Origin of the sequence: Nostoc sp. FACHB-133 (genome assembly GCF_014698055.1) — a bacterium.
Taxonomy (GTDB): domain Bacteria; phylum Cyanobacteriota; class Cyanobacteriia; order Cyanobacteriales; family Nostocaceae; genus Nostoc.
Window position 1 is genome coordinate 125,765 of sequence record NZ_JACJSH010000015.1, and the last position, 20,320, is coordinate 146,084.

5 protein-coding genes and 1 pseudogene are annotated in these 20,320 nt (G+C 40.8%); all 6 read left to right on the plus strand.

Annotated features, from left to right (window positions below):
- Positions 1-136 precede the first annotated feature (136 nt).
- Entirely contained in the window at positions 137-3,340 is a 3,204-nt protein-coding gene (locus tag H6G86_RS14585) for a non-ribosomal peptide synthetase (RefSeq protein WP_190934927.1), read from the plus strand.
- 53 nt (positions 3,341-3,393) lie between these two features.
- Positions 3,394-6,063 (plus strand): annotated as a pseudogene (locus H6G86_RS14590) (type I polyketide synthase); the annotation flags it as partial.
- 309 nt (positions 6,064-6,372) lie between these two features.
- The gene (locus tag H6G86_RS14595; protein ID WP_190934929.1) at positions 6,373-11,688 is read left to right on the plus strand and encodes a non-ribosomal peptide synthetase; all 5,316 of its coding nucleotides are present in this window, start codon (positions 6,373-6,375) and stop codon (positions 11,686-11,688) included.
- Entirely contained in the window at positions 11,685-17,609 is a 5,925-nt protein-coding gene (locus H6G86_RS38675; RefSeq protein WP_242064817.1) for a type I polyketide synthase, read from the plus strand. The genes H6G86_RS14595 and H6G86_RS38675 overlap by 4 nt, the downstream gene beginning before the upstream one ends.
- 115 nt (positions 17,610-17,724) lie before the next feature.
- Positions 17,725-19,272 carry a condensation domain-containing protein gene (locus tag H6G86_RS14610; RefSeq protein ID WP_190934930.1) on the plus strand — a complete coding sequence of 516 codons (1,548 nt, stop codon included), beginning with the start codon at positions 17,725-17,727 and terminating at the stop codon, positions 19,270-19,272.
- Positions 19,273-19,280: 8 nt separating this feature from the next.
- A complete protein-coding gene (locus H6G86_RS14615; RefSeq protein WP_190934931.1) occupies positions 19,281-20,309 on the plus strand; it encodes a TauD/TfdA family dioxygenase in 1,029 nt (342 codons plus the stop codon).
- The last annotated feature ends 11 nt before the right edge of the window (positions 20,310-20,320 follow it).

Here is a 20,320-nt window from a genome sequence, read left to right on the forward strand (position 1 = left end):
ACAACGCAATACTAATTATGATGCGATCGCTTCCATCTACGACTTGAAAAGTCGAGAACATCTCCAATTCTTCTCTCTGCGTTCTCTGCGCCTCTGTGGTTAATTTATTTTTAAAAATGATTTAAGGCTCCTATATATGCCAACTCAAATAACTCAAGGTTTTCGCCTTTCCCCTCAACAGAAGCGTCTTTGGTCATTACAACAATATAATTCAGCTTATTTTGCTCAATGTGCCCTTCTTCTAGAAGGCAATCTCAAACCAGAAGTATTAAAAGCTGCTTTAGAACAAGTCATTATTCGACATGGAATTTTACGTACAACTTTTCACTGCCTATCTGGAATGAAAATTCCTGTGATGGATGTAAAAAATAGTAGTATTCTATCGTGGGATAACATCGATCTGAATCATTGTGAACCCAAGGAAATCTCAAGTAAAATTGCAGAGCTTTTCCAAGCAGCAGCAGCCCTGAATTTGGACTTTGAGCAAGGAACACTATTACATATATCTCTACTAACGCTCTCAATAAAAAAGCATATTTTACTTATTAGTCTGCCTTCACTTTGTGCCGATACTTGGACACTCAAGAATCTGGTGACAGAAATCAGCAATTCATACTCTGCTTGTTTACAAGGTGAGAGACTATCTGAAGAAGTTGTACAATATCTACAATTCTCAGAATGGCAGAATCAATTACTCGCAGATAAAGATGCAGAAGCAGCGAAGCAATATTGGCATGAGCAACTTTCTCCACTTGCTTCGTTGAAATTACCTCTTGAAAGCCAGCCATCACAGCCATCCAAGTTTGAGATCAACTGCTGTCGATTAGATATTCCCCCTGATGTGACAGCCAAGATTGCCAACTTAGCTCAAAAGTATGATACTTCTACTGCTGTCATCTTACTAGCTTGCTGGCAAACGCTGATTTGGCGACTTACAGGACAGCCAGATATCATTATTGGTATGGCTAGCGATCGCAGAGACTACGAAGAACTATACAGTTTATTAGGACTTGTTGCTACTTGGTTGCCAATTAAAAGCCATTTGACACCAGACTTACGCTTTCAAGAAGTTGTAGAACTAGCTAATCAGACTATAGAAGCTAGTGCAGAATGGCAAGATTATTTTGTGCCAGAACCGATAGAAAATTACGAACAACTAGCTTTTCCCATCGGTTTCGAGTTTGAGCAACTACCAGAAAAACTCGTTGCTGGCGACGTATCATTTTCTCTTGAGCAATATTATAGTTGTATTGAACAATTTAAAGTAAAACTCACTTGTACTCAACGCGAGCATTCTTTAACCACAGAGTTCTACTACGATGTAAATTACTTTACAGCCGATGCTATTGAACGTCTAGCCAGACAATTCCAAATTTTATTAACGAGTGTAACTGCTAATCCCGAAGAGAAAATTAGCCAATTAGAAATTCTGAGCTTTAGTGATCGCCAACAATTACTAGTAGAATTTAACCAAACACATATTGACAATCCCCAATATAAATGTATTCACCAACTATTTGAAGAACAAGTACAAAAAACACCAAATAAAATTGCCGTTGTCTTTGAAGATCAGCAACTCACTTATGCACAGTTGAACCGCAAAGCTAATCAACTTGCCCAATATTTGCAACAGCGAGGAGTCAAGCCGGAAGTTTTAGTAGGACTTTGCACAGAGCGATCGCTCTTGATGATTATTGGGCTTTTAGGCATCATAAAAGCTGGTGGAGCCTATCTACCGCTAGATCCAACCTTACCCAAGGAAGGTTTTGCTAGCCGATTGCAGGATATCGAAATACCATTAATATTGACACAACAGCGATTAGTCGATAATCTGCCAACAGATGTAGCACAGATAGTTTGCTTAGACACAGATTGGGATATCATTGCCGATCACAAAGATGAAAATCCCATCAGTGAAATCACAGCCCAGAATTTAGTTTATGTTTTGTTTACCTCTGGCTCTACTGGTAAACCGAAGGGAGTTGCGATCGAACACCAGCAACTGCTGAATTACCTTCACGGAATCACACAGAGGTTAGACTTATCAACCACAACTAACTTTGCCACTGTTTCCACCTTAGCTGCTGACTTGGGTAACACTGGAATCTTTGCTGCCCTTTGTACTGGCGGATGTCTGCATATATTATCCATCGAGTGTGCTACTGACTCAGCAATCTTGGCAAAATACTGCCGCACCCATCCCATTGACTGCCTCAAAATTGTCCCCTCCCACCTTGCTACTCTTCTCGCCTCTGCCCCATCTGATTCCATCTTGCCCCGCCAGCAGCTAATTCTGGGCGGCGAAGCTGCAAGTTGGCAACTTATTGAGCAGATTCGCCAGCAAGCTCCATCCAGCTTAATCTTCAATCACTATGGCCCTACAGAAGCCACCGTAGGGGTTACTACCTTCGCAGTTCAAAATCAGCAAATTAGTACGCAAACAGTACCCCTTGGTCGTCCGCTTGCCAATACGCAGATTTATTTACTAGATAAGCAACTGCAACCAGTACCCATCGGTGTACCAGGTGAACTGTACATCGGTGGTGCGGGGTTAGCCAGAGGTTATCTGAATCGCTCTGATCTAACGGCAGAAAAGTTTATTCCTAATCCTTTTGCAGAGATGGGTTCGCGTCTATACAAAACTGGTGATATGGCTCGTTACTTAGCTGACGGCAATATTGAATTCATTGGGCGAGTTGATCAGCAGGTAAAAATTAGGGGCTTTCGTGTTGAACTTGGAGAAATTGAAAGCGTACTGTGTCAACATCCGCAAGTACAACAAGCTGTAGTTTCTGTTCGAGAAGACAATAGCAACAAATCCTTAATCGCCTACGTTGTTTCTAAGCAAACACAAACACTCAATGTTAGCGAACTGCAAAGATTTCTTAGAGAGAAACTACCAGAATACATGATGCCCTCAGCTTTTATCATGTTGAAGGCTCTGCCACTAACATCCAATGGTAAAATCAATTGTAATGCACTTCCAGAATCAAATGGCAATCGCCCAGAATTGGCAGCGAATTATGAACCACCACAAACTGAGGTAGAGCAAAGTATCGCTGATATCTGGCAACAGATTCTTCATGTTGAGAAAGTGGACATTCATGATAATTTCTTTGATATCGGTGGTCACTCATTATTGCTTGTTCAAGCTCACGCTAAACTACGAGAAATTTTCCTCAGCAATATATCGGTGATTAATTTATTTGAATATCCAACTATCAACTCATTAGCTAAATATTTAACGCGGAAACAGACCGAAGTAGCTTCTTTTGAAGAAAGCACTCAACGCGCCCAAAGCCGCACTAATTCCAGACAGTCAAGGGCGCAACATCGGTAAATAATTCGACCAAAAGTAGCACGACTAAAACCTTTACTAATAACAGCTTACCCATGACACCTGAAGACTGTAAGGAGACTCAAATAAGCGATTTAGACATAGCTATTATTGGTATGTCGGGGCGTTTTCCTAAAGCTAGTAATTTGGATAACTTCTGGCAAAACCTCAAAGATGGTTTGGAAGCAATTTCATTTTTTTCCGACCAAGAGCTAGAATCAATGGGAGTAGATACAAATACAATAAATGATCCAAATTATGTCAAAGCAAATGCTGTATTAGAAGATATAGAATTATTTGATGCTGCATTCTTTGATTACTCTCCCAAAACAGCAGAAATAATAGATCCTCAGCACCGCCTATTTTTGGAAACAGCTTGGGAGGCTTTGGAAAGTGCTGGCTATGATTCTAAAACTTATCAAGGTCGAATTAGTGTTTACGGTAGTGCCAGTATTAGTAGTTACTTTTTATTCAATCTTTTTTCCAATCCTGAATTAATCAAATTAGTTGGTCTTGACCAAATTAGACATCATAATCGTACAGATAATCTGACTACACGAGTTGCTTATAAATTAGATTTAAAGGGTTCAGCTATTACTGTCCAAACTGGATGTTCTAGTTCATTAGTTGCTATTCATTTAGCCTGCCAAAGCTTAATAGATCGTGAATCCGATCTGGTTTTAGCAGGTGGAGTTTCTATAACTAACTTAAAAAAAGCTGGCTATGCCTATCAAGAGGGGGGAATTTTGTCTCCCGATGGACATTGCCGCGCCTTTGATGCCAAAGCGCAAGGAACAGTTGGCGGTGATGGGGTAGGTATAGTAATTTTAAAACGATTAGCAGATGCGATCGCTAATGGAGATTATATTCATGCTGTGATTAAAGGTTCAGCGATTAATAATGATGGTTCTGCCAAAATTGGCTATACAGCTCCTAGTATCGATGGTCAAGCCAAGGTGATTGCCGAAGCTCTCGCCATCAGCAGAATTGAACCCGATATGGTCAGTTATGTAGAGGCTCATGGCACCGGCACCGTTTTAGGAGATCCGATTGAAATTGCAGCCTTAACTAAATCTTTTCGCGCCAGAACTCAGAAAAAGAATTTCTGTGCCATTGGTTCAGTAAAAACGAATATCGGCCACCTAGATACTGCATCTGGTGTTGCAGGTTTAATCAAGACTGTCCTCGCGCTCAAACACAAGCAAATACCACCCAGTTTGCACTTTCAAGAACCATCACCCCAGATTGATTTTGCTAATAGTCCCTTCTACGTTAACGCCAAGCTTTCAGAATGGAAGTCAAATGGACACCCTAGACGTGCGGGAGTCAGTTCCTTTGGTATTGGTGGCACTAATGCTCATGTAGTTCTAGAAGAAGCTCCGGTAGAGAAGCAGGAAAAGCAAGGGGAGCAGGGCAGGAAACATCATCTGTTGGTTGTTTCTGCGAAAACGGAATCAGCATTAGAGGCAGCTACGGCAAATCTGGCTAATCACCTCAAACAGCATCCCGATTTAAACTTAGCTGATGTTGCTTACACTCTTAAAGTAGGCCGTCGAGCTTTTAACTATCGTCGGATGGTAGTTTGTCAAGATATTGATGATGCAATCAGAGTTTTAGAAACAAAAGACCCGAAACGAGTTCTCACGCACTATCAAGAACCAGGTGAGCCAGAAGTTGTGTTTATGTTTCCTGGTCAGGGATCTCAATATGTAGGAATGGGTCTAGGATTATACCAAACCGAGCCAATTTTCCGGGAACAAGTTGATTATTGCTGTGAACAACTTAAACCTATTTTAGGGTTAGACTTATGCACTATCCTTTATCCCAGCCAAGAACAGAAGCAATGGGCGACACAGCAGTTAATACAAACTAATATTACCCAGCCAGCGTTGTTCGTAATTGAATATGCTTTAGCACAATTGTGGATAGCTAGAGGAGTGCATCCTAGTGCAATGATTGGTCACAGTATAGGAGAATATGTCGCCGCTTGTTTAGCTGGGGTATTTTCTCTGGAAGATGCTTTGATGCTAGTTGCTACTCGTGGGCAATTAATGCAGCAACTACCTTCAGGCGCAATGCTGGCTGTAGCGCTACCGGAGAAAAAAGTTATGCAGATGCTAGGTGATAAACTTTCCTTAGCAGCCATTAACGCACCAGAGCGTTGTGTAGTTTCGGGCCCAAGCGCAGAGATTGAAGATTTGCAAAACCGCTTAACCAAGCAAGGGATTGACTACCGTTCTCTGCATACATCTCACGCCTTTCATTCTCAAATGATGGACTCGATTCTAGAGCCGTTTACCAAGCTATTAGCAAAAATCAATCTTAATTACCCAAAAATACCTTTTTTATCTAACGTAACTGGTACTTGGATCACTCCAGAAGAGGCGACAAATAATAGTTATTGGGCTAAACATTTGCGGTCATCAGTACGCTTTGCTGATGGCATTAGTGAATTGTGTAAACAGCCAAATCGGATTTTTTTAGAAGTTGGGGCTGGTCGCACTTTAAGTACTTTGACTAAGCAACAATTCCCGGAAAAACTTTTGTTTTGTTCTATAAGTCATCCTCACGATCAACAATCTGATCCTGTATTCTTATTAAAGACTCTGGGATATTTATGGATGTATGGAATACAAGTAGATTGGTCAGGGTTCTATGCCAATCAAAAACGTCATCGACTTCCTTTACCAACTTATCCTTTTGAACGAAAAAAATACTGGATTGAGTCTGCTAACGTTAATGAGTTAAATCGATTGAATAGCAAAGAAAATTATAATAACCAGAAGTTGCAGAATGAACAAATTAGTAGTCATCTTGGGGATAAATCACAATATTTAAGTATTGAATCCCAGCAAAACAATATCCTTCAACTCAATAGCAAAAATCAAAAAAACGGAGATCGTATTAAAAAAATAATAAACAGTCAAATTTCTATCATGTTTAAGCAATTAGAACTATTAGACAAAGATATATAATTTCAGCTAACAGTAATTCCCCTTTTTAGTGATTAGCAGTCTCAAGAAATGTAAAATATTATGGATGAAGATTCTCAATATAAGAAAATAGTATCAACGCTCAAGTACATTGTTAGTGAATCATTGGGAGTTAAATCAACGGTAATAGATATTTATACTCCTTTTCTACAGATGGGCGTTGACTCTCTAATTTTATTACAAATTAACCGTACTATTCAACAACAGCTAGGTATTGATATTCCTTTTCGTTTATTGCTTGAAAATTTATCAACAATTCATGCATTAGGAACTCATATAGCTCAAGAGCTACCTTCAAAAAATTCTATTTTAGAGCCTTATTTTCAAGAATCAACATTTAGTCCAATACTACAAGCACATACTGAACCGACACTTGCCATACAGAATTCAGATACACAAAATTTGGAGCCAGAAGATGAAAAATTTGTAACAGGTACACTACTTGAAGAGGTAATAGAACAGCAACTTGAGTTGATGTCCAAACAGCTAGCAATTTTGCAAAAAGCAGGTTCATCTAAGAAGATATTACCTGTAAAAGAAGCAATCCCATCTACCCCTATTCAGGATGAGATAGGACAAGTTGCTAAATCTTTAATTAATAACTCTGATTTTCCAGAAAGTTCATCATCGATTCAGGTTGAGTCTAAGCAACAACTCATAAACCAAACAATTGAGCCTGTTGATTTAGAATCAAAGACTCTGTTAACTCCCGGTCAACAAAAACATTTAGATGCTTTAATTGCACGTTTTGTTCAACTGACTCCAGAATCTAAACGACTTACTCAAGCTTATCGTTCCTACCATGCTAATAGCAGAGCGATAACAGGGTTCTTACCCTCTATTAAAGAGATGTTGTATCCCATTCACGGACAGCGTGGAGAACGAGCTAGACTTTGGGATGTTGATGGCAAAGAGTATGTAGACATTTCGATGGGGTTTGGTGCGCTTTTATTTGGTCATTCACCTCCCTTTGTTATCGAAGCTATTCAAGAACAAATAAAGCAAGGTATATTGCATGGGCCACAATCGCGTCTTGCCGGTCAGGTTGCGGAGTTAATTTGTGAGTTGACAGGTGCGGAACGGGCAGCTTTTTGTAACGATGGTACAGAAGCTGTAATGGGAGCAATCCGCCTAGCACGCGCTACTACAAGACGCTCTAAGATTGCTTTATTTGCTGGTTCTTATCACGGTATTTATGATGGGGTCTTGGTAAGAGGAGTAACAACCAGCGAAGAAACGCGACGTTCTATCCCTAAAGCTATAGGCATTCCATCATATATTGCTGATGATGTCATCGTACTCGACTATGGCAAACCTGAATCTCTAGAAATTTTGAAAATTCATGCTCACGAACTGGCAGCAGTTTTGGTGGAGCCGATACAAAGTAGTCGCCCAGATTTGCAACCTCAAGAGTTTCTGCTCGAACTCAGACAATTAACTCAAGCAACAGGAACCGTATTAATTTTCGACGAAGTGATTACCGGCTTTCGGATGCACCCAGGCGGGATTCAGGGATTGTGGAATATTCAAGCAGATTTGACCACTTATGGTAAAGCTGTTGCGGCTGGGATACCAATTGGGGTTATAGCTGGTAAAGCAGCTTTGATGGATATATTTGACGGTGGGATGTGGAACTATGGAGATGAATCTTATCCTCAAGCAGAAACCACGGTGTTTGCGGGTACTTTCTTCAAACATCCTTTGGTAATGGCTGCGGCTTGGGCTACACTCAACCATATTAAAAATAGTGGCCCGAAATTACAGCAGGAGTTATCTGAAAAGACAACGAAATTAGCCCAGACTCTTAATAGTTACTTTGAACAAAGACAAGTTCCTATTCAAGTAGTCCATTTTGGTTCACTGTTTCGTTTTATCGCCTCATCGCCCCTCAAGTTTGGTCAGTTGTTTTTCTACCATTTACTAGAAAAAGGCGTTTATGTTTGGGAAGGACGCACTTTTTATCTGTCTACAGCACATACTGATGCAGATATTGAACACGTAATTGGGGCAGTCAAGGAAAGCATAGTAGAAATGCAACAGGGGGAATTATTACCACCTGCCCCGATTTCAACAACGCTCAAAATTCCTCTGACGGCAGCACAAAAAGAACTGTGGTTTTTAGCACAGATGGGAGATGAAGTTTCTCGCGCCTACAACGAATCTAGAACTATCCATCTGCGCGGGGCTGGCAATTTATTCGCAGTACGTAAGGCTGTTCAGGAAATTATCAATCGTCACGAAGCGCTGCGAACTACTTTTAGCCTAGAAGGGGATAATCAACTGATTCATTCCACTTTGACTATAGACATTCCTGTAAGCGACTTTTCGACTTTAGATAAAAGTCAACGAGATACACAGCTATCGGAGTTGTTAGCACGAGAAGCTCAACAAATTTTCGATTTAGAAAAAGGGCCATTACTAAAGTGTCATATAGTCAAGTTGCAAGAAGATCATCATCTTGTAATTTTGACAAATCATCATATTGTTGCTGATGGTTGGTCAATTAGTATTTTGTTACGAGAACTAGCAGCAATTTATTCAGCAGAGTGCCAAGGAATTGCTAGCCAACTTCCGCAACCCATGAAATGGAGTGAGTATGCTCTGTGGCAAGTACAAATGCAACAGAGTCCCGAAATGGCAAAAGCTGAAGCTTATTGGTTGAGTCAATTTGCCAGTTCAGTGCCTGTTTTGGAATTACCAACTGACCGGCCTCGACCACTGATATTTTCGTACACTGGAGCGCAAGAAAATTTCATTCTCGATTCCAGCTTATATAATTCTTTGAAAAGCTTAAGTGTACAACGTGGTTATACTTTATTTACGATTCTTTTAACAGCATTTATCACCTTATTGCAACGATTGACGAATCAACAAGATATCGTTGTTGGTATTGCTTCGGCTGGACAATCTGCGATCGCAGATGAATATCTGGTTGGCCACTGTGTTAATCTGTTGCCCATACGCAGCCAAGTTGTTGACAACCCAGGATTTACAGAATATTTGAGTTCAATCCAGCAGGCATTGTTAGATGCTTACGAGTATCAAATTTATCCTTTTATTAAACTAATTGAAAATTTAAAGTTACCACGAGACCCTAGCCGCACCCCTCTCTTTACCACAGGGTTTAATCTGGACAAAGCTCAATTTGAGTCTAGGTCTTTAAAACAAGAGTTTGAGGTAGCTAAAAATGCTACCAGTGCCACTAAGCTGGATATTAATTTAAATATTCTTCAGACAGACAGTGAACTAGTAATAGAACTGGAATATAATACAGACTTATTTGATACCCAAACCATTCAGCGTTGGCTCGGACATTACGTAACCTTGCTAGAAGGTGTTGTCGCCAACCCAGAGCAATCCCTTGCAGAATTGCCTATATTGACACAAACTCAACAGCATCAGTTGTTGGTGGAATGGAATAATACTAAAGTTGACTATCCTGGTGAGTATTGTATCCATGAGTTATTTGAGGCTCAAGTAGAGCGATTGCCTGATGCAATTGCCGTAAGCTTTGAAGAACAACACCTCACCTATCGAGAGCTAAATCACCGCGCAAATCAATTGGCGCATTATTTACAATCACTTGGGGTCAAACCAGATGTCTTAGTAGGGATTTGTGTAGAGCGATCGCTCGAAATGGCGATCGGAATTCTAGGTATTCTCAAAGCTGGTGGCGCTTATGTACCACTCGATCCAGCATACCCCAAAGAGCGTCTAGCTTTCATGCTGGAGGATGCTCAAATCTCAGTGTTACTTACCCAACAGCGACTAATCGCAGGACTCCCGAAACATGAGGCTAAAGTTGTATGCCTAGATGCAGATTGGGAGATTATTGCCCAAGAAAGTCAAGAAAATCTTTCAACCCAGGTAACATTTAAAAATTTAGCTTATGTGATTTATACATCGGGGTCTACAGGAAAACCAAAGGGGGTGATGATTCAACATAACTCTTTGGTGAACTATATTAAAACTGCTTGTTTAGAGTATGAATTAAAGTCAAGCGATCGCATCTTACAATTTGCATCCATTAGTTTTGATACTGCTGCCGAAGAGATATTTCCCTGCTTAGTACAAGGCGCTACACTCGTGCTGCGTACTGATTCAATGTTAAGTTCAATACCATCTTTTCTACAAAAATGCCAAGCTCTAAATCTAACTGTGTTAGATTTACCAACTGCTTTCTGGCATCAACTCACTGCTGAATTGGCTGAGGAAAGCTTACAGCTACCTGAACAACTGCGTTTAGTAATTATTGGTGGAGAAAAGGCTCTTTCGCAACGGCTGGCGATCTGGCAAAAGTATGTAGGAGAAAGAGTACAACTCATTAATTCTTACGGGCCTACAGAAGCGACTATCGTGGCCACGATGAGCAATCTATCGAAGTTGACAGAAGTAGACCCCGCATTACGAGAAGTGCCGATTGGCCGTGGAATTCATAATGTTCAAATTTATGTGCTAGATTCTTACCTGCAACCTAATCCCATCGGAGTACCGAGCGAACTTTATATTGGTGGTGTTGGTGTTGCTAGGGGATACCTTAACTTACCTGAATTGACAGCTCTTAAGTTTATTCCTAACCCTTTCAGTAAAGAATCCGGGACACGTTTATATAGAACTGGGGACTTAGCCCGCTATCTACCAAATGGGGATATTGAAATACTAGGACGTATTGACGACCAAGTTAAGATCCGGGGTTTCCGCATCGAATTAGGTGAGATTGAAGCAAGATTAAACCAGCACGCTAAAGTCCGCGAAGCCGTAGTGGTGATTTGGGACGACGAACTTACTGATAAGCGTCTAGTAGCTTATGTAAGTCCTCAACCCAAGCAAGAACTTACAGTTACCGAACTGCGTAGCTTTTTGAAAGAGAAGTTACCAGAATACATGATACCTTCTGCCTTCGTATTACTCGAAACTCTGCCACTAACACCCAACGGCAAACTTGATAGGCGATCGCTACCTGCACCAGAAATCCGCCCAGAGTTAGAAGCTGCTTATGTGATGCCACAAACGCAAATAGAACAAACTATCGCTACAATTTGGCAAAAATCTCTCAATATCGAAAAAATAGGCATTCACGACAACTTCTTTGAACTCGGTGGTCATTCATTACTTCTGGTTAAAGTTAATAGCCAATTACGCGAAATATTCAAAACTGATTTATCAATGCTTGATATGTTCAGATACCCTACTATTAGCTCTCTTGCAGAGTTGTTTAGTCAAACTAATAATCAAACATTATCTTTCAGTGAAACTAATATTTCAATAGAAAAAATTGCAACTGGTAAATCTCAACAAAGAAAACGCCTGCAAAAAATGAAGTCGATTATGAATAATCAAGGAGCTAACAAAGAATGAGTATCCCTATAGCATCTGTTGCTCGCAATGGTTCAGAAATCGCAATTATTGGTATAACAGGGCGGTTTCCTGGGGCCAAAAATGTTGATGAATTTTGGCAAAATCTCCAAAATGGTACGGAGTCAATTTCATTTTTCACTGATGAAGAACTGTTAGCTTATGGGCTAGATGCAGCTACACTCAATAACCCAAAGTTTGTTAAAGCACGAGCTGTATTAGAAGATGTAGAACTTTTTGATGCTGCATTTTTTGGCTTTAATCCCAGAGAAGCGGAAATTACCGATCCACAACATCGTCTCTTTTTAGAATGTGCGTATACTGCCCTTGAAGATGCTGGCTATGACTCAGAAAATTATCAAGGTTCTATTGGAGTTTACGCCGGAGCCAGCTTTAGCAGGTACTTACTCAATGTATATTTAAACGAAGATATTATTGGATCTATAGATAATCACCAGCTTGCGATCGCAGGTGACAAAGACTATTTAACTACCCGCGTTTCTTACAAACTGAATCTAGAAGGGCCAAGCTTCACTGTTCAAACCGCCTGCTCTACTTCATTAGTCGCTGTTCATTTAGCCACTCAAAGTTTACTAAATGGGGAATGCGATCTAGCTTTGGCAGGTGGGGTTTCCATAAGTTCTTCCAGAAAAACGGGCTATGTTTACAAAGAAGGGGCAATTGGTTCTCCTGATGGACACTGCCGCGCTTTTGATGCTCAAGCACAGGGAACTGTCGGTGGCGAAGGTGTAGGCATCGTAGTTTTGAAGCGATTAGAAGATGCTCTGGAAGATGGCGATACCATCCATGCTGTCATTAAAGGTTCCGCTATTAATAACGACGGCTCTTTCAAAGTTAGCTACACAGCACCACGGATAGATGGTCAAGCCAAGGTGATTAGAACTGCTCAAGTTGTTGCCGAGGTTGAACCTGAAACGATTACCTATATTGAAGCTCATGGCACAGGAACATCACTAGGAGATCCTATTGAAATCGCGGCGTTAACACAAGCTTTTCGAGCCAGTACTGATAAAAAAGGCTTCTGCGCCATTGGTTCAGTAAAAACCAACATTGGCCATTTAGATGCTGCTGCTGGGATAACAGGTCTAATCAAAACTGTTCTGGCCCTGAAGCATCAACAAATACCGCCTAGCTTGCACTTTCAGGAACCTAATCCGCAAATTGATTTTGCTAACAGTCCTTTTTATGTCAACACCAAACTTGCCCAATGGACAACAAATAACATTCCTCGCCGCGCTGGTGTCAGTTCTTTTGGGATTGGTGGGACTAATGCCCATGTAATTTTGGAAGAAGCGCCTGTGGGGAGGCAGGGGGAGCAGGGGAGGAAATATCATCTGTTGGTTCTTTCTGCAAAAACGGAATCGGCGTTAGAAACAGCTACGGCGAATCTGGCTAATCATCTCCAGCAGTATCCTTTGAACCTTGCAGATGTGGCTCATACCCTTGGTGTAGGTCGTCGAGCTTTCGATCATCGTCGGATGGTGGTATGCCAAGACATTAATGATGCGGTGAAGGTGCTTTCTACTTCAGAATCACAACTAATATTCACCCACTACCAGCAGCCTTGCAATCGTCCTGTGGTGTTTATGTTTTCTGGGCAAGGAACGCAGTATGTGAATATGGCTAGAGAACTCTACGAGAGTGAGCCAACTTTTACACTTACAGTTGATCGTTGTTGTGAGTTGCTAAAACCACATTTAGGTTTTGACCTACGCCATGTATTGTATCCAGATGAGGCACAGACAGCCAAGGCAACGGAGCAGCTTCAACAGACAATTGTTGCTCAACCAGCATTATTTGTCATTGAGTACGCCCTAGCTCAATTGTGGATGGCATGGGGTATACACCCAGAGGCGATGATTGGTCACAGTATCGGGGAGTATGTAGCCGCTACTTTAGCTGGAGTTTTTTCGCTAGAAGATGCTTTAGCGCTAGTCGCAATCCGAGGACGACTGATACAGGAACTTCCTAGTAGTTCGCCAAGTTCACTTGGCGGGGTAAAAGGTAAAGGGGAAGGGGGAAAGGTTTCAAATCCCTTACCCCTTACCCCTTCCCCTTTCCCCAGCCATCACGCAGCATTTTTGGGTTGGCAGACTACTAGTGGGGAAATGCTCTCTATCCAACTTCCCGAATCAGAGATACAACCCCTGCTAACGGAGGAACTATCTTTAGCTGCAAGTAATGGGCCTGCCTACTGCGTGGTTTCTGGTGTAGCTGAAGCGATCGCACAATTACAACAACAGCTAGAAGCCAAAGGTATAGGCTGCCGGAGGTTACATACCTCTCATGCCTTTCATTCTCCCATGATGGAGCCAATTCTCCAGCCATTTACAGAGCATTTACAAAAACTCCAACTTCATCCTCCAAAGATTGAGTTTATCTCTAACGTCAGTGGCACTTGGATCGCTGTAGCAGAAGCAACAGACCCCAAATATTGGGTAAAGCATTTACGGCAAACAGTACGCTTTAACCAAGGGATAACTGAGTTACTCAAAACACAAGAGCGGATTTTTTTAGAGGTTGGTCCAGGACGGACTTTAAGTACTTTTGTCAAGCAACATCATCAGGATAAACTGATAGTACTGACCTCAATCTGTCATCCGCAAGAACAACAATCGGATGTAGCATTTTTACTCAACTCTTTGGGACGGCTCTGGCTTTGTGGTGTCAAAGTAGACTGGTCTAGTTTTTATGCTAACGAACAACGCCATCATATTCCCTTACCAACCTATCCATTTGAGCGTCAACGTTACTGGATTGAAGCACAAAAACAGCCAAGACAAACGGCAGTTGATTTAGCTAAATCTTTGGTAGAAGCTTGTAGGGTAAAGGCTCGTGCTAGCATCGCCACATTAGACGAGCAAACTTATTTGCTGAATAAACAGTGTTTGGATCGTTTGTGTGCTTCTTATATAAACTTTTCTCTCCAGCGTTTAGGTGCTTTTAACAACTTCAATGAGCAATATTCTTTTGAGGAGTTGTGTGAGCAATGCCAGATTATTCCTCGCTATCGGCAATTGTTGTATCGCTTTTTAGATGTACTTGTAGAACAAGGTGAACTACAACAAGAAAAGGATTTATTTACAAACCTTGTTCCCTGTTCTACAGACTCGATTAACGCTCTGGTAGAAGAAGTTAAAATCAAATGCGTAGATACACCTCATGTTCTACATATCGTCCAGGAATGTGGTGAGAATCTGCCGGATGTGCTGACTGGTGAAAAAGAACCGTTAGAGTTGTATTTTGCGGTAAAAGAAAACAAACCAGAAATTGCAAATTCAGAATTACCTCTGGATACCCATTTAAAAGGGATCATGCAAGCAGGTATGGAACAGGTAGTAAAGTCATTACCACCAGATGTAAACCTGAGAATTCTGGAAATTGGTGGTGGAGGGGGTCTTGCTACGACAGAATTGCTACCTGTATTACCATCTGAGCGCAGCAACTACACTTTTACAGATGTAGGGGGTTTGTTTTTGAATCAAGCCAAACAGCAGTTTAGCGCTTATCCGTTTGTTGAATATCGGTTTCTAGATATTGAAAAACCGCCTATTGCACAAGGATTCAACAGCCACAGTTTTGATGTGGTGGTAGCTGTCAACGTACTGCACGTAACCCGAAATATAACAAAAACCCTGGAGCATGTGCGATCGCTACTAGCTCCCGGAGGATTCCTGCTATTGTGGGAAATAACTCAACCACAATTAGACTTTGATCTCACCGATGGACTGCTAATGAATCCTTTAGAGGATGAAGAACGCAGCCGTGGTAATCCGTTTTTATCACAAAAGCAATGGCAGGAAGCACTACGTTCTCAAGGGTTTGTTGAGGTAGCCGCTGTCTCTGAAACTGAAGCTTTCGGCGAACAGATTTTGGTGGCTCAGGCTGCTACATTGATAACTGACTCAGCACCTACAGCATTTACCGTCACCAAGCAAAAAGAGCAGAACCAAGACTTATTGGCTAAAAAATCAGATATTGCTGACTGGTTTTACATTCCTTCTTGGAAACGTACTATGCCACCGCAGCCTTCTCAAGCTGGACTTGAGGGAAAAGCAGGATGCTGGTTAGTATTTTTGGATGAGTGCGGCTTGGGTGAGAAGTTGATAAAACAACTAGTACTTGAGAATCAAGATGTTATTTCCGTCAGGGTGGGAGAGCAATTTCAGCAAAATAGCGAATATCTTCAACGCACATATACGATTAATCCAGAAAAAGAGGATGATTACAATACCTTGCTCAAAGAACTTCAAAGCCTGGGTAAGATTCCCAAAAGGATTGTTCATCTGTGGAGTGTGACATCAAACAGTTACACCAACTCAACAATTGAAGCTTTAGGCTGGTCGAGTTTGTTGTTTTTGGCACAGGCTATTACAGAAAATAATCAAACAGATGCTTTAGAAATTAGTATTGTCTCCAACAATTTACAGGAAATAACAGGTTCAGAAATACTGTGTCCAGAAAAGGCACTGGTTCTTGGAACTTGCAAAGTTATGCCACTTGAGTATCCAAATATAACTTGTCGCAGTATTGATGTTGTAGTTCCTCTAGAAAGTGGACAAGAAGAACTCATCCAAACACTAATAGCGGAATTTACAACCCCTACATCTGACCAAATTATTGCTTATCGTGGCCGAAATCGCTGGGTACAAGATTTTGAACCTGTACAACTACATGAAACCATTACTGAAAATCTCCGCCTTAGAAAACAGGGAGTATATCTCATCACTGGTGGATTAGGAGGTGTTGGTCTACTGCTAGCAGAATATCTAGCGCAGACCGCGCAAGCAAAACTTATATTACTAGGACGTTCAACTTTTCCCGACCAAGATGAATGGTCTGAATGGTTATCGACTCACGATCCACAAGATCATATCAGTCAGAAGATCCAAAAATTGCAGGAAATCAAGGCATTAGGTGCAGAGGTAATGGTAATCAGTAGCGATGTTACCAACCTTGAACAGATGTCCGCAGTGTTTAAAAAAGCTAATCAACAATTTGGTGAGATTCATGGAGTAATTCATGCAGCCGCAGTTTTCGGCGGAGGGATGATGCAACTCACAACAAAAGAAACTGTAGCCAAATCTTTAGCGCCAAAAGTGCAAGGGACACGAGTACTTGAAACTCTATTTAAAGAAAAGAACCTAGATTTCTTTGTACTCTGTTCATCACTAAGTTCATTTATTGGTACATCTGGAATGGCAGATTATACAGATGCAAATGCCTTCCTTGACTCCTTTGCTCACTACAGCGCTTCTAAATATGAAACATGGAAATTCATTAAGTCTATTAACTGGGATAGATGGAACAACGTAGGAATGGCAATTCCTGTTGAAGCACGCCATCAAGAAATCACAGGAGAAAGATTGGCAGCAGGAATGGCTGATTTGGAGGGCATAGAGGCTTTTAAACGTATTCTGTGTAGTAGTACAGTTTCTCAAATAATTGTATCAACACAAGATTTTCTCAATCTAATTAAGCCAAAGAAAACTCCTAAGTCTTTGGAGGAAAAATTAGCCCAGCTTAATCAATTCAAACCAACTCACCCCCGACCTAAGTTAGCAAATGCTTATATTGCTCCTAGTAATGAAATTGAGCGAACCCTTGCTGACGTTTGGCAACAACTTCTGGGGATTGAAAAAGTGGGTATTCACGATAACTTCTTTGAGTTAGGAGGAGACTCTTTATTTGCTACTCAATTAGTTTCTGAACTGTGCAAAACTTTTCAAACAGAACTTTCTTATAAAGGGTTTTTTAATGGCCCGACTATAGCTGAATTAGCTGAAGTTATTATCCAAAAACTGGCTAACCAGACAAATTTAGAGGAATTGGCTCAAACTTTAGCAGATATTGAACAACTATCACAGGATGAAGTGCAGGCATTAATTGCTTCACAACACTAAGTAACTAGACATGATATGACTATGCAATTACCACTTTCTTTTTACGAAAATAGAATGACAGCGTTAATCAACGCCAAAATTATATTTGTTTTGTTATATATCACATTTGGCAAACATGAGTGACCTTTCACAACGAATTGCTGGTCTTTCTCCAGAGAAACTTAAGCTTCTTGCACAACGCCTTCAGAAGAAAAAAGAAAGCGTATTTTCACAACCGCAAATAGTTACTCAAAGTCGAGAGTCAAACTTATTTCCTCTATCTTTTGCCCAACAAAGGTTGTGGTTTATCGACCAATTACAACCTGGAAATAGTGCCTACAATATCTCTCAACCCATGCGTATTGTTGGATCGCTAAATGTGGCGGTACTGGAGCAAAGCTTTAACGAAGTTGTGAGACGGCACGAAGTTTTAAGAACTACATTCAAAGTAGTTGATGGACAACCTCTGCAAGTTATTACTCCCAGTTTCAGCTTCAAACTACCAGTAGTAGATTTACAAGAACTTTCTCAAGAACAGAGAGAGGCTGAAGTTTTGAGATTGGCGAGTGAGGAAGCCCAACAGCCTTTCGACTTAACCAAAGTGCCTTTATTACGAGTTACTTTACTGCAACTAGCGGCAGCAGAATATGCATTATTGTTGACTATGCATCATATTGTGGCTGATGGCTGGGCTATAGGTGTGCTAATTCACGAAATCGCAACTTTGTATGAAGCTTTCTCTATTGGCAAACTATCACCACTTTCGGAACTATCCATCCAGTATGCAGATTTTGCTGTGTGGCAAAGACAGTGGTTACAGGGAGAGCGTTTAGAAACTCAACTTGCTTACTGGCAAAGACAATTAGGCGGTAAACTACCTGTTGTAGAATTCCCTAGCGAGCGATCGCGAGCGCCTATCCAGACTTTCTCAGGAGCTAGAGAAACTCTGGTTATACCCAAAACTTTATCTGAGAAGCTGAAAGCTCTGAATCAGCGCCAAGGCATCACACTATTTATGATTCTGCTAGCGGCTTTCCAGACTTTGCTGCACTGCTACACCGATCAAGAAGATATTGTTGTAGGTACTGATATTGCCAACCGCAATCAAGCCGAGACTAAAGAATTGATCGGATTTTTTGTTAACCAGTTAGTGTTGCGTACAGATTTATCAGGAAATCCTACTTTTGTAGAGTTATTAGAACGAGTCCGCGAGATGACTCTGGAAGCTTATGCTCACCAAGATTTGCCCTTCGACAAATTAGTAGATGTTCTGAATCCAAAACGGGAGTTGAACCGTACACCGTTATTTCAAGTCAAGCTTGTTTTGGAAAATACCCAAACCCCATCTTTGGAACTTCCAGGCTTAACTATCACATCTTTGAAAGTCGAAAACAAAACGGTGCAGTTTGACTTGCTGTTGGAGTTAAACGAAACAGATCAGGGACTATTTGGTGTATGGGAATATAACACTGACCTATTTGATCGGGACAGTATTGTTAGGTTATCGAATAATTTTGCAACGCTTTTAAATAAGATTGCCACCCATCCAGAAAGTAAATTAAGTGAATTAAAAACAGTTCTTAATGAAGTAGATAATAAACAGCATATTGCAAAAGAAGAAGCTTATAAAAATACTATCGGACAGAAATTAATCAACGTTAAACGTAGAGCAAATAACAGATAATAAAAATCATGACGAAAATGGAATCTCTAGGATATGTAAGACGGAAAGCTGTTAATATATCTACAGAAGAATTAATCAAAACTGAATTCCTTAAGCCAGGCTCTAACTTTCCATTGGTGATTAAGCCTAGTGTGAAGGGTGTAAATCTGGAAAACTGGGCTAATAATAATCGAGAATATTTGAAATCTGAATTATTAAAATATGGAGCGATACTTTTTCGTAATTTCAAAGTTAATTCTATAGAAGAATTTGAGCAAATTATCGCAGCGATTTGTGGAGAAGCGATGGAATATCGATATCGGGCATCTCCACGAACTCAAGTAGCTGGGAGAATTTATACTTCAACTGACTACCCTGCCGATCAAAGTATTTTTCCTCACAATGAACACGCCTACTCGCCTACCTTCCCGTTGAAAATCTTCTTTTTTTGTATGAGTCCAGCGCAAGAGGGAGGGGAAACCCCGATTGGTAGCTGTCGAAAGGTTTTTGAGCGGATTGATCCAACTATCCGCGATCGCTTCATTGAAAAGCAAGTTATGTATATGCGTAACTTTGGTAATGGATTTGGTCTTCCTTGGCAAACTGTATTTCAAACAACAGACAAAATTAAAGTAGAAGAGTATTGCAAAAACAATGGAATTGAGGTTGAATGGAAAGCAGATAATCGTTTAAGAACTCGACAAGTTGGGTCAGCCATTCTCAAACATCCTCAAACAGGTGAAATGGTCTGGTTCAATCACGCAACTTTTTTCCACGTTTCCACATTGGAACCAACGATACGCGAATCGTTATTGAAAAATTTGCCAGAAGAAGATTTACCAACTAACACATACTATGGAGATGGTTCTGCAATTGAACCATCAGTGTTAGCTAGTTTGCGAACTGCTTATCAAGAAGAAATGGTCACTTTTTCTTGGCAGAAAGGAGATGTATTGATGCTGGATAATATGTTATCAATACATGCTCGTAATCCATTTATTCCTCCCAGAAAAATTTTAGTGGGAATGGCTGAACCTTATACGCCCTCAAGTATTTAACTAACATGAAG